Source organism: Chloracidobacterium sp. (assembly GCA_016716305.1).
Taxonomy (GTDB): domain Bacteria; phylum Acidobacteriota; class Blastocatellia; order Pyrinomonadales; family Pyrinomonadaceae; genus OLB17.
Map to the genome: position 1 here is coordinate 2,500,551 of JADJWP010000002.1, position 14,195 is coordinate 2,514,745.

Annotated in this window: 8 protein-coding genes; 7 read left to right on the forward strand and 1 reads right to left on the reverse strand. The window is 55.0% G+C overall.

The window, feature by feature from the left end; all coding sequences use genetic code 11:
• The first annotated feature begins 46 nt into the window (after positions 1–46).
• From IPM28_13410 to IPM28_13440, 7 genes are all read left to right on the forward strand, one after another.
• Complete coding sequence (locus IPM28_13410; protein MBK9173980.1) at positions 47–1,174, forward strand: glycosyltransferase family 4 protein; 1,128 nt, start codon at positions 47–49, stop codon at positions 1,172–1,174.
• A 30-nt stretch (positions 1,175–1,204) separates the two neighbouring features.
• Positions 1,205–3,160: a glycogen debranching enzyme family protein gene (locus tag IPM28_13415; protein ID MBK9173981.1), complete on the forward strand. Its 1,956-nt coding sequence runs from the start codon at positions 1,205–1,207 to the stop codon at positions 3,158–3,160.
• 186 nt (positions 3,161–3,346) lie between these two features.
• The gene (locus IPM28_13420; protein MBK9173982.1) at positions 3,347–4,651 is read left to right on the forward strand and encodes a peptidase M14; all 1,305 of its coding nucleotides are present in this window, start codon (positions 3,347–3,349) and stop codon (positions 4,649–4,651) included.
• 9 nt (positions 4,652–4,660) lie between these two features.
• Positions 4,661–6,349, forward strand: coding sequence for a DNA repair protein RecN (gene recN, locus IPM28_13425; protein MBK9173983.1), 1,689 nt, complete (start codon positions 4,661–4,663; stop codon positions 6,347–6,349).
• A 76-nt stretch (positions 6,350–6,425) separates the two neighbouring features.
• Positions 6,426–7,448, forward strand: coding sequence for an asparaginase (locus IPM28_13430; protein ID MBK9173984.1), 1,023 nt, complete (start codon positions 6,426–6,428; stop codon positions 7,446–7,448).
• 20 nt (positions 7,449–7,468) lie between these two features.
• Positions 7,469–8,698 carry a S8 family serine peptidase gene (locus IPM28_13435; protein MBK9173985.1) on the forward strand — a complete coding sequence of 410 codons (1,230 nt, stop codon included), beginning with the start codon at positions 7,469–7,471 and terminating at the stop codon, positions 8,696–8,698.
• A gap of 291 nt (positions 8,699–8,989) precedes the next feature.
• A complete protein-coding gene (locus IPM28_13440) occupies positions 8,990–10,162 on the forward strand; it encodes a hypothetical protein (GenBank protein MBK9173986.1) in 1,173 nt (390 codons plus the stop codon).
• A gap of 74 nt (positions 10,163–10,236) precedes the next feature.
• On the opposite strand, the gene IPM28_13445 is transcribed toward IPM28_13440, so the two are convergent.
• Positions 10,237–13,968, reverse strand: coding sequence for an FAD-dependent oxidoreductase (locus IPM28_13445; GenBank protein ID MBK9173987.1), 3,732 nt, complete (start codon positions 13,966–13,968; stop codon positions 10,237–10,239).
• Positions 13,969–14,195 lie beyond the last annotated feature (227 nt).

Here is a 14,195-nt window from a genome sequence, read left to right on the forward strand (position 1 = left end):
TTTTGGTAATTTCCCGCCGTGGCCTTAAGATTAGCTTTTCAGGCCAATGCGGATACTTCAGATATCATCGGCGCGGACTTATGGCGGCGGCGAGCGCCATGTGGTCGATCTGTGCCGTGGCCTGCAGAGACGCGGGCACGAGGTATTTGCAGCATTAAGGCCCACAAGCGTCTGGCAGCACCGCCTCAGCTTCTTGCCGACATCGAATATATTTCAGGTCTCGATCAGAAACTCATTCGGCGTTTTGAGCGCGATGCGGATAGCCGAATTTGCCCGCGACAACCAGATCGACCTGATCCACGCTCATGTGGCACGCGACTACATTCCGGCGAGTATTGCCTGCATGGCGGCCCCGAATGCAAAGTTCGTCATTACCAGGCATGTGCTCTTTCCGCTCAAGCCGTTCAACAAGTATGCTCTAAAGAACGTCGAACGTGCGATCGGCGTCTCGGAGGCGGTCGGAGAGGAGCTTCGGCGAGTATTTCCATCACACAAGGTCGCGGTGATCGCGAACGGCATTGATGTAAAGGCACCGCCGGAAGACGAGGCCGAGCAGTTCAGGAAGGAATTTCGCGAAGCACACGGTATTCCGGAAGATACGTTTGTGGTCGGCACGCTGGGCGAACTTAAGGAGCTAAAGGGCCAACGCGACCTTGTTCTTGCAGCACCGCAGGTCGCAAACGCATTTCCTGCAAGCCGGTTTGTGATCGTCGGGCAGGACCATTCGATGGACAAGCGATTTCGCCGCGACCTCAAACGGCTGGTCTCGGTCTTTGGCCTCGATGACCGTTTTCTCTGGCTCGATTGGCTCGAAGACACACGTCAATTCTATGCCGCGATCGATCTTTTCGTATCACCATCGCATACAGAGAGTTTCGGCCTCGCCATACTTGAGGCGATGGCCCACGGCAAGGCCGTGGTAGCGACCGATACTGAAGGGGCGCGTCAGCTTGTCGTCGATAAGAGCCAGCTCGTTGCGGTCAGCGATCCGGTCGCTCTTGCCGAGAAGATCGCTGCGATGATAAAAGACCCGGATCGGAAGAAGTCGTTGGGGGACGAAGCGCGAAAGCGAGCAGCCGAACGATTTTCTTTCGATCGGATGATAGACGAGACGGAATCGCTTTACCGTGAGATCCTCGGCGAGCGGGCCGAGAAAGCACATGTGATGGAATAATCGCGGTATGGCGATCGATTTAGACCTACGATGATCAAACTTTCCCGAGACCTATGCAGCAAATTCGATGAAGCGACCAGCCGTGAATGGCTTGAGACCAACGGCGTCGGCGGTTTTGCTTCAGGTGCGGTCTCGGGTGCTAATTCGCGTCGATATCACGGCATACTTACGGCTGCAACTCGTCCGCCGCTTGGCCGGATAACGATGGTCTCAAAGGTCGAAGAGACGGTGACGATCGACGGTGAGCAGTTCGAACTCTCAGCGAATAATTATATCGGCAGCATTCATCCTCGCGGATTCGAATTCATCGATGAATTTCGGCTCGATCCGTTCCCGATCTGGACGTTCCGTCTGGGGGAGGTATTGCTCGAAAAGCGGCTCTTTATGTCGCAGGGTTCCGACACGACCGTTATTCGATACAAAGTTCTCAATAGCAGAGTACTTAAGGGACGAACGATAATGCTCGAACTGCGCCCGCTGGTCGCATTCACCGATTACCACCATCTTCGGCGCGAGACCGATGACCTTAGCGGCGAATTTGAATCAGCCGACGGCGTCGTAACAATGCAGCCGCTTGATGAACTGCCTGAGGTGCATTTTGCTCACAATGGCACAAAGATAGAAAAGACCGGCTATTGGTACCGCAATTTCCACTATGGCATCGAAGCCGAACGCGGTTTTGATTCTAACGAAGATCTCTTTCAACCATTCGCGATTAGGTATGATCTCAAGGTCGGCGCCGACATGATCGTTTCAACTTCGAAGGCGAAGGCCTCAGATGCGTCGAAGCTCGAAAAGGCCGAGGTCAAACGACGAAACAAACTGATCGGCCAGGCTGGTGTCGAAAACGATCTTGCCCGTCGCCTCGTGCTTGCGGCCGACCAGTTTATCGTAAAACGGGGTAACGGCCATACGATAATTGCCGGCTATCCCTGGTTCTCAGATTGGGGACGCGACACGATGATCGCCTTGCCGGGGCTGACGCTCGCAACGGGACGTCATGAGATCGCCCGCGACATCATTATTGAGTTCTCTAAGCACATTTCCGAGGGAATGATACCCAACCGGTTTCCCGATGCGGGTGACGTGGCGGAATACAACACGGTCGATGCCACGCTTTGGTATTTCGAAGCTGTACGAGCATATGCTGAGGCGACCGGCGACAACGATCTGGTGCACACCGAGCTTTACGACAAGCTGGCGGACATCATCGTTTACCACATGCGGGGCACCCGCTATGGCATTCACGTTGATACCGACGGTCTCCTTTACGCCGGCGAGCCAGGTGTTCAGCTGACCTGGATGGACGCAAAGATCGGCGATCTCGTGATCACGCCGCGAACCGGGAAACCGGTCGAGATCCAGGCGCTTTGGTTCAACGCTCTTAGGATAATGGCGAACTTTGCCGAGCGATTCGGCCACGACGAAGACGCCACGAAATTCGATGCCATGGCCGACCTTGCGCGGCAGAACTTCAACGGCGCATTCTGGAACGAAGACGAACAGTGTCTCTTTGACGTTATCGAGAACGGAACACGCGACGCGTCAGTAAGGCCCAATCAGCTATTTGCGATCTCGCTTGCATACCCGATCCTTGACGAGGACCGTTGGCCAGCCGTCTTAAAGAAAGCCGAAGATGAGCTCCTGACGCCCGTCGGGCTGCGTTCGCTTACACCGCGCGACCCGGCCTTTGTACCGGTTTACACGGGTTCGCCTTTCGATCGCGATTCGGCATATCATCAGGGAACGGTTTGGGGATGGCTGATCGGGCCGTTCATCGATGCATATGTCCGGGTTCATTCGGGCGAGGCTGACTTGGACGAACGGATCGCAGGACTTATTAAGGGGTTCGAAGATCATCTTCTGGAAGCCGGAATTGGACAGGTATCGGAGATCTTCGATGCCGTACCGCCCTACTCACCGCGGGGCTGTCCCGCACAGGCGTGGAGCGTTGCCGAACTGCTCAGGGTTCTTACGCTCAGATAAAGCACGCGAACCGGCGCGATCGCACATCTTCATGCACTCTTCATTCAGTTCTGCTTCATCTACCATCGTTTGTATCGGTAAGAGCGGAGACCGCACGCCGGTCTGAGCGGTCGGACAACGAGGGTCGGGTCTGCTTCCCGGTCCGTTGCTTGCCGTATATCCAACAAGCAGTTTATCTTAGAGCATATGAGATTCGTGTCCACACTGGCTCTCGGTGCGCTTATTTTTGCAATGCAGACCTTCTCACAAACTCCCGCCCAGCTTGCTGAAATATGGGACAAGGAACATGTGACGAACAAACTGCCGTCTAATCTCAGACATCAGGACCTGAAGCTCTACCTTGACGGCCTTTTGAAACTCGGGCTCAAGGTCAACGAGGTCGGCAGGAGCAACGCCAATCGTGAGATCTATCAGATCGAATGGGGCAAAGGCCCGCTTAAGATCTTCCTATGGTCTCAGATGCATGGCGACGAACCGACCGCGACATCGGCATTGATCGATATGTTCACGGTACTTGAAAAAAATCGTGATCAGGAATGGGCAAAGCGGATTGCCGAAAAGGTCACTATCCGAGCGGTTCCGATGCTCAACCCTGACGGTGCCGAGGTCTTTATTCGCCGCAATCTGCAAGGCATTGATATCAACCGCGACGCTCTCGATCTGAAGACGCCGGAAGGCCGGCTTCTAAAGCAGCTGCGAGACAGCTGGCAGCCGGAGATAGGCTTCAACCTTCATAATCAGCAGGCGCTAACGGCTGCGGGCCAGACCGATAAACAAGCGGCGATCTCTTTCCTGGTCGTTTACGGCGACGAAGCAAAAACGCCAAGTGACGGACATGAACGCAACAAACGGATCGTCGCGGCGATGATTCAGGCCTTGAACCAATTCATCCCGGGCCACATTGCCCGTTACGACGATGAATGGACTCCGACAGCGTTTGGCGATAACTTCTCAAAATGGGGAACGCCGGTAATACTCATCGAAACAGGCGGGCTTCACGGCAAAGACGAAATGTACCTCGTCAAGATGAATTTCGTTGCAATGATGACGGCATTAAAGGTCGTCGCCGATGGAACGGAAAAGGACTTTAGCCCGTCTAACTACGAGTATCTACCAAGCAATTCAGGGCGCCGGCTAATGAATATCGTCTTTCGCGGCGGCACCGTCATCGACGTCGCGACCGCTGCGGGAGCTGCGGCCGACATAGGAATAAATCTGGAACGCCGACGAGCCGCATTCGTTGCCCCGGCGATGGTTCGGGCGGTCGGGTCGATCTCAATGCGGGGACTTGACGAATATGACGCCAGCAATTTTCATATTGTTGGCAGGATCCAGCCGATAAAGCCTGGCAACTTTGCCGAGCTGTTATTCTATAAACGGGATCGCCAGATCGATTGGAAAGTACCTGACATAGAGAAAGAATTTCCTCCGGACGCGATCCTATCGCTCGGAAAATGGATCAAGGGTGCAGGTGTCGTGCCCAAAAGGTAATTGCAGGTAATGCTCAGTTTTCTCAGGATCGAAAATATCGCTTTGATCAATTCGATCGAGGCCGAATTTGGCCCCGGTCTTAATTTGTTGACAGGCGAAACGGGTTCAGGAAAATCGATCATTGTTGACAGCCTCGCGGCGCTTACAGGCGAACGGGTTTCGACGGATCTGATCAAAGAGGGCGAACGGTCCGCACGGATCGAGGGTGTGTTCTCGATCAATGGTACCCGCGAGGTACGACAGATCTTCGAAGAGGCCGGTGTCGAGCTGGAAAGCGGTTCCGAGGCCGAGATCGTAATTCGCCGCGACCTATCGCTCGCCGGCAAGAACCGTGTCTTTGTGAACGATCAGCTCGTCGCAGCCGCCTTTCTCAAAAAGATCGGGCCGCTTTTGGTGGATATTCACGGCCAAGGAGATCAGGCTTCGCTCTTCGAACCCTCGTCGCAACTGGCAATGCTCGATCATTTTGCACAAACTGGATCGCTGCGTGAAAACGCAGCCGTCTGTTACGCAGAGTGGCGCAGCGTTTGCGAGGAACTCAAGACGCTTAAAAGCGACGAAGCTGAGAAACTACAGCTTGTCGATATACTCAGGTTTCAGGTCGATGAGATCCGGCGAGCCGATCTAAGATCAGGCGAAAGCGACGAGCTTGAGGATGAAAAGCGGCGGCTGAATAATATCGAAAAGCTCTCGTTACTTAGTTCGCAGGCATTTTCGCTGCTCTATGAGATGGACGGATCGGCCGTTTCGACGCTCGGCCAGGCCGTAGATCGGATCAGACAGCTCGGCGAATATGACGATCGCTTCAAAGATTATTTCGAAGGGCTTGATGCCGCAACGGCCGTTCTTGAAGACGTATCGATAACCCTGCGTAATTACCAGAACAATCTCGAGTTTTCGCCTGAGCGGCTTGAAGCGATCGAATCGAGATTGGCTGAGATCGCCCGGGTCACTCGAAAGTACGGCGGTACGGTAGAGACCGCAATTGAACACCACGCTCGATCGGAGGCACGACTATCGAATATCGAGACTGCCGAACTTCGTGAAAAGGAACTCAACACCGAACTCGCCCGAAGACGAAAGTCCTACCTGGATGCCGCTGCCGCGTTGAACGAAAAGCGCCGCGCCGCCGCCGGCCGATTTGTGAAGCAGATCGAGACAAATTTTAAGGACGTCGCGCTCGAGAAAGCGCGGTTCGAAGTCAGGATAGATAACGGCGACGACGAATCCCGTTTCGGGCCGGACGGTTCTGACCGCGTCGAGTTTTTCTTCACGGCCAACCCCGGAGAATCGCCGAAGCCGATGGCGAAGGTCGCCTCGGGCGGCGAAGCATCGCGACTGATGCTTATATTGAAGTCGGTCTCGAATCAGCAGAACGGCAGCAAGACATCCGTCTTCGATGAGATCGACGCGGGTATCGGCGGCCGCGTTGCCGAAGCCGTGGGAATGAAACTCAAACGCCTTGCAGCTGCGCAACAAGTGCTTTGCGTCACGCATCAGGCACAGGTCGCGTCGAAAGCAGACCATCACTTCGTCGTGGAAAAATCGATGGGAAAGCGGTCGACGTCGATCACCATTCGTCAGCTCGATGACGCCGAACGGATCGAAGAGATCGCCCGGATGCTTGCCGGCGAAAAGATAACCGATGCTGCCCGTGAGAACGCCCGTGAGATGATCGCATCCGCGGGGAAGAGGTAGGAGTATCATGGCACCGGGGTTCCGAAACACTAAAACCGATCGCTGATCATTCGCCTCTCACAATCAAGTTACTTTTATGCCTTCAAAGATAATTGCAAAGGTCTTTCGCGGTGAAACGGTCGAATCGCTACATCGGGGACATGTGGTCGCGATAGATGGCGATGGAAATACGGTTTTCACATATGGCGATCCGAAGACGGTAACGTTCACGCGATCCGCCGCAAAACCGTTCCAGGCGATCCCGTTATTGACAACCGGGGCGGCGGACGCATTCGGGTTTTCGGAAGAAGAGATTGCGCTCGCTTGCGCATCGCATTCGGGCGAGCCGCGCCACGTTCGGATCGCGCAATTGATGATCGAGCGGATCGGATTGACCGAAGCTCATTTACGGTGCGGGGCACATCTGCCTTTTTACGAGAAAGAAGCCGAGCGGATGCAGCGCGCGGGGGAATATCCGTCACAGTTTCACAACAATTGCTCGGGTAAACATGCCGGAATGCTCGCGGTCGCAAAGCATATCGGGGCCGACCTCGCAACATACGATCAGATCGAGAATCCGGTGCAGCAGGAGATCCTTAAAGCGGTAGCGGCGCTTACGGGCGTGCCGGCAACCAAGATAAGAACGGCGATCGATGGCTGCGCCGCGCCGAATTTTGCGACGTCCGTCATCGCTATGGCTCACGGAATTCTGAATCTTGTCGCGCCGACGAACGTTCTCGACGCCGGGTTGAAAGCCGCGTGCGGCCGCGTCGTCGCGGCAATGACGAAGTTTCCCGAGCTGATCGGCGGCAGTGAAAGGCTAGATACTTTGTTGATGCAGGCAGCACAGGGGCAGATCATCTCGAAGGTCGGAGCCGAGGGCGTTTGGCTCTGCGGCGTTCTTCCATCTGAGAGATTTCCTGGTGGGCTTGGCATCGCGGTCAAGATCGAAGATGGTGACGATCGTCGGGCTCGTCCCGTGATCGCAGTTGAGATATTGCGTCGCCTGCAGATCCTCAAACACGATGATCTGACAGAGATCTCGCCCATGCCGGTCAAGAATCGGCGCGGCGATGTGATAGGTAAAGTTGTGGGTGTTTTACCGGATAGCGATGGCTAGGCCGGATTGAGGAGGTAAATGTGCCGATGCGACATGCCGTTTTAGCGGCGATCTTGCTGGCGACCGTTTTCGCCGGTTCTTATTTTGTCGACGCACAGGTACTCGAACCGCAGTCCGAGTTCTGGGCATCGCGCGATACCGTGATCGAACGGAAGAAGAACGCACCAGCCGTTCGGATCGGGATATGGGACAGCGGGGTGGACGTTACACTATTTCCCGGTCAGATCGCTCAGGGCGTGGATCGCAAAGCACTGTTGCGAGGCTACAACTCCTTCAAACTCAGGGAAGATACGGCAATGGAGGTCCTGCCGTCAACGTTTGCCACGCGGCGCGACGAGCTTAACCGAGCTCTAAAAGCCTCTGACGACATGGCGGATCTGGTGGCGAGCCCGAACGTAAAGGAATTTAACGAAAGGCGCAATAAGATGTCTGCGGAGGAGCGTCGCGAGTTTGATGCCGCTATTGGCCGTTGGAGCGGATATGTTCATGGGACAGCCGTCGCCGACATTGCCGTCAGAGGCAATAAGCAAGCACAGATCGTCATTGCCAGAATGGAGTGGTGGCACGGCTCGCCGCCCGTACCGTGCTGGAACCGCGAACTGGCCGACCGCGAGGCCGATTCGATTCGTGATCTGCTTACGTTTTTGGTGAGCAGCGGCGCCCGCGTTGTAAACATGTCCTGGGGCCGTTTCGAAGCCAGCTATCTCAGCAACCTGCGGCAATGCGCTCCGGAAATGACATTGGAAGACAGACAAAAGTTGGCGCGTTATACGGTTGAAAAGATCCGGGGCGTTTTGCAGGAGGGCATGAAGGCAGCCCCAAATGTGCTTTTCGTCGGAGCTGCGGGTAACAGCGGCACGTCTGTCGAAACTGCGAATCCGGCGACCCGGTTCACCTTGCCAAACTTCATCCTTGTCGGAGCCGTCGACCGATCGGGAAAAGCTACCCAATTCACCAACAAGGGACCTGAAGTCACCTTGTATGCAAATGGTGAACGCGTTCCCGCCCGTTTGCCGGGAGGCGAGGTATCGTATCCTTCTGGGACGTCGATGGCCACGCCGAACGTCACAAATGCAGCCGCGAAAATGCTTGCCGTCAATCCTCGTCTTAACGGTGGCGAGATGCGGATATTGCTTGAGCAGACCGGTGACAAGAATTCCACCGGCCAGCTATTGCTTCACACCGCAAGGGCCGTAGAGGCAGCACGCCAATCTCTGAAAGCGAAGGTTGCAGTACCGGCCTCGAAGTAGAAGCGAGCCGGCCGCCACGCAGGCGATCTGGCGAGCATTCAAGGACCTTACAATTCTCACGCCAAGGCGGCAATCTGATTCGAAAGTCGTCTCTCACCATTCTGCCGATGCGTATTGTGAGAACTATCGACAGTATTCGACTCAATGGTGACGCCCGTCACTGATTTAAGCTAACAAGGCACGAAACTGAAGTTGGGGCAGGTCAAAATGAAGTGCGAAAACGACCGTCCATTCGCTGCATTCACCGTAACCTGCCTGTCGTGATCCCGATCGTCCGGGAGGGTTGAAGCAATGAAACACAAGGCTGCAAAGGCGTCATGCACGGACATTCGTTTCGCTATACTCGTCACATTGTCTATTCTCGTTGGGTCGTTCGTGATCGATGCGTTTCCGCAGGGTCAGCAAAAGTCCTCGTCCATCGTTATTCACGACACAACCAGGTCGAGCAACGGCGGAGAGAATGCGACCAGGGGTCTGCGAGATAAGATCCGGACGGCTTTGGAGAAGGAGAAACCCTGCGTCGAAACAATGGACGATCAGGATCTGCGCGATGCATTACAGGATGAGCGCGAACGTGAAATCCTCGAGGGCGGTGATTCCGATGCGGCCCTTAAAGCTATCGGCGAACGGCTCGGATCCAGTATGGTGATGAGCGTTCAGGCGATGCCGGGGCCGGGCGGCACTACCGTTTACTCGGCATCCGTTATGGACACGAGGTCAGCAACGACGGTGACGCGTGCGATGGGAAAGGAAAGCGAAGTGGCCGACAAACTAGTGCGGGACCTCGGCCCTTACCTTGCCGATACTTGCAAACCACATTGGACCGGGACGATCAATTACAACTTTTTGGACAGCGAGACAAAGACAACGAACGACGCCGGAGCAGCCCACGCGGTGAGACGAAACGTAAAACGAACTACGACCCAATCGTCGAACATGCAGCACACGATCAGGGCATCGCTCAGTGGTACGCCTGCAGCCGGAACATCGGTGAATTCGCCAAACGCACGGGTGATGCAAAGGACGCGGTTCACGTTCGAGAAGAGTTCAAATTCGGGAGGCGAGGTTCGCTGCCGCGAACCCGGGAAAAATCCCTACTTCACAAATTTCAGCGAAGAATTTACAGAGACCACCACACAGCTCGGCCAGGGCACCGACTCGATGCCGGTGTATATTTCGATCGACGGCGACGGCAGCTATTCAATAAAGGTAACCGCACCGGCGGGCATCATATACGGCAAGATCGAAACAAAGCGAAACTATTCAGGATGCCCTTCGGAGAAGTCCCCGACGCCCGAAGAACCGCGATCACTGCCCGAAGGCAAGCTGCAGCCGACCAGTTTTGATGCCGAGGGAAAGGTCGACCCAAAGAACAAAGACGTACTGTCGGGATCGCAATCCTCGCCCGACGGAAAGACCAAGATCACATGGAATCTCAGACTTGTGAGACCGAAGGGAAAATAGCTGCGGATCTGATGCGAAAAAAAGCGGCGGGTCGATGACCTCGCCGCTTTTCTATTTATCCCAAGTTCGGCAGTTTATGCCGCCCGGCCATAGAGCTTCTTGAAATCGTCCCGGCCGAACGTACGGTCAAGCCAAAGATTCGTCAGCTTTTCCTGAACACTGTTCGCACGCAGCCGGTCATTGAGGTTCTTGAAATCGACGAAGTCGAGATGCTGATCCTGATTGAAGCACGAAAAGACCCAGAATTCCTCGCCGGTGTGCGGATTTACGTGCCGCTGCAGGCACTGTGCGCAGACTTCCTTCATCATGCACTGCATCGGTGAATTTATCGAACCTATCGCGACGTGCTCGTCTTTCAGGAATGGCTTCAAAAGGCCGTGACGCGCTTCGCGGACCCCGTTCATCATGCGGTCAGAGCCAATGGCTATGATCCGGTCCACATCCTTGAGACTGAGTTTCGTCTGGCCGAAACGTCCTTCGGCGTAGGCGGCCATTGCCTGGACGATGTTGCCGCGGAAATGCGAATCCTGCGGCCGCATCGGCCGGATCTCGTCGCCAGCGTCGGTCGCCCAGATCACCTGATCGGTCGCCTTCTCGATCTCCTCGCGTTTGAAAAGATCGGCGCCGTTCTTATAGCCGGCAAAATATACGACATGATTGTTCTTGTCCCGCAATGCCCTTGCGATCGAGAACAAGACCGCGTTGCCAAGCCCGCCGCCGGCGAGCAGAACCGTTTCGTTCTCGGGAATTTCGGTAGGCGTTCCGGTCGGGCCCATCACGAGAACTTCTTCGCCTTCTTTCAACAATGAGCAAAGCCGCGACGAGGTACCCATTTCAAGTACGATCATCGAAAGCAGGCCCTTTTCTTCATCGACCCACGCACCGGTCAGAGCGAGGCCTTCCATCAAGAGGCGTGTGCCGTCAACGACCGGCGCCGAAGACTCAAAGTTCTGGAGGCGATAAAACTGGCCCGGCTCGAATTTTCGTGCCTGAAGCGGAGCTTTGACAATGACGTCAACGATCGTCGGGGTGAGTCGATCGACCTTGACGACATAAGCTCGTAATTGTTCGTCAAGCGTCGCGGTAAGCCGATCGAAGATCGCATCGCGTTCGGCTTGCGGGAGCTTTCCACGCGTTGCCAATTCCTCGGCAAAGAGCGACACAACGTGAGGATACCCATGCTTGGCCGACGCCATCGCTTTTACGACATTTCCTGCATATTGCGGATGATTATCGCCATAGTATGAGATGAACTTGCCGTCGCGTTCATACGAAGTGAAGAACGCGGGCTCGCCCTTTTCCGCTTCGGCCAATCGCAGCGTTCCCGCTTCGTCCTGCCCGACCTTGAACGGTTTGAAAAACTGGCGCCATTCGTCCAATTCGAACGTGCCGGGCTTTTCCTTCTCGTAGATCACGTTCGGCGAGGTTCCCGCAGCCACACAGACGGTTCGCGCCGGCATTTCGTGTGACTCACCTGTATTCGTGAATTTTCCCGATCCGGCATCATAGTCGACGCGCTCGAATTTGAGTGCTTTTATCGCTCCGAATTCATCAGGAACAGCTTCGGTCGGCGACATCAATTCGACAAAGTTGATACCTTCTTCCAGTGCTTTCTGTACTTCTTCGTGATTGAGCCGGTAAGCCGGCGAGTCCTGCAGGCGCTTTCGGTAAACAAGCGAGACTCCACCCCACGAGCGAACAAGCGGAACAAAATTAGGTGTTTCGCCAGCCGCAGCGGCTCGCGCACGCTCGGCTCTGATCTCGCGGCCGTGTTCAAGGAATTCGAGCAGCATCGCCCGCTCTTCGCCATCAAATTTGCCGAGTGCTTCTTCTTCGCCAAACTCAGCAACGACGTCCTCAAATTTGTCGAGCATTTTCTCGACCTGTACCGGATAATAAGCAAAGATCTCGGTCGCGGTATCGATCCCGGTCAGGCCCCCTCCGATCACGACCGCAGGCAGCCTTACCTGCAGGTTTGAAAGTGTGTCTTTCTTGAACGCTCCGGTCAGCTGCAGTGCCATAAGAAAATCGGATGCCTGCCGGATGCCGCGGATCAGATTGTTTTTCATCGGGACGATCGTTGGGCGTCCGGCGCCGGTTGCGATCGCTATGTGATCAAAACCAAAGTCCCATGCGTCCTCGATCGTAACGGTGCCGCCAAAACGGATACCTCCGTAGGCACGAAAACGCTTTCGCCGCGAAAGCATCAGTTGCACCATCGTCAGAAAGTTCTTGTCCCAGCGGACCGTAATGCCGTATTCCGATACGCCGCCAAAACCCGAGAGGATCCTTTCATCCAGCTCTTCGGTGATCTCGCTGAGATCCACGATCGGTTTCGGGCATTGTCGGCCATTGTCGCCGGTCCATTCCGACGGAAGCGGTTCGATCTTGAGACCGTCGAATCCGATAACACCGAACCCTTCGTTCAATAAGTACTGTGCAAGTGTGTAACCCGCAGGCCCAAGCCCGACGACCATCACATTTTTGCCGTTATACGGTAAAGCGTACGGGCGCTTCGCATTTAGCGGGTTCCAACGCGTCAGAAGGCTGTAGATCTCAAAGCCGAAAGGAAGACCGAGCACGTCGGTCAGCGTCGCTGTTTCGGCGAGCGGTATGTTGACGGGTTCCTGTTTCTGAAATATGCACCCCTTCATGCAGTCGTTGCAGATGCGGTGACCGGTACCGGCGCACATCGGGTTATCGATCGTCACAAGCGCCAGCGAACCGATCGGGTCGCCCTGTTTTTTGAGCTGGTGCATTTCAGATATACGCTCGTCCAAGGGGCAGCCCTCGGTCTTGATCCCGAGCGGATTTCTCTTTGCCGTACCGTCCGGTTCACGAAGCCCGGTGCGGCATGCATCCTTATCGCGCTCATGACAGATCATGCAATAGTCGATCTCATAGAGCGCGTCACGCATGGTGCCGCGATCATCGGTCAGCTTGAAGCCTACACGCCGGCGCAGCTCATCGTCGCTTCCGCGCATCACGTTCGGCAGATCTGCTTCAGGCCGGATCAGATGAACAAGGCTCTGGTAATCGAGCGCATGCGGTGTCTTGAACGCTTTCCATCGCTTTTCCTTACGATAGAACTCCGCAGCCGACCAAGCTTCGACTATCGCCAACGCTGCTTTGACCGTGAGCAATTCGCCCGCGGCGTCGGTCTTTAGGACAAAATCGGAGTAGACCTTTCCGAACGTCTTGTCTTTCAACTTATCGTATGTCCGTTGAATATTTGCCACCGCTTCACGAGCGCCGGCATTGGGTTCTTCGTCCTTTCCCAGCGATTCTTCGGCATCGATCAATGCAGCGGCCATCGTCGCAATACCAAGCTCGTCATCGTAAACCAGCGTATGACCAAAGGCTTCGTTGCGAAGATCAGTGAGGGCCCGATTCAATTCCGAATGATCAAATTCGCCGACCGATTCAGGCTTGTAGGTCTTGACTGCCCGACGCTGAACGAAGAACTTATACTTCCAGACCGGGTTCTGTTCGAGGATCGAGCGTTCCAATTCGGAGCGTTCCTTCGAAATTCGGAAAAGCCTTGCGATAAAATCAGAAAGAAAAGGTGCGGCATCGGTCAGTATCTTTGACTCAACGCGCTTTTCGTAGCCGTTCCCATGGGCAGAGATGTATTTGTTCAGAGCGTCGCCGAGCGCAGGCTCCTTGTCCGAGACCTCGGCGTAGAATCGTTCGGCAAGCTCGCGAAGTTTTTCGGCATCAAAAAGGTCGGAGAAATTGAAATCAGATATGCCGAGCTCAAAATCAAAAGCGCCTTCGACGCCTGCCCTTTCGGAAAAAGTAGTCATATAAACCTGTAAAACCGGCAAAGATCGAAATAAACCCAAACGGTAATTATAACATTCGCGATGATCGCGAAACAAAACAACGGCCTTGCTGCGATCGGATCGACGGGCTCAAGTACGGTCGATTCGGCGTGATCAGATCGAAAAATCGTGAAAACACCGCCGATATATGGTATAAAACAAGATTGCGCAAGTTCTGTCGTGTCGGCGACGTGCAAGGCCAAGAAAGC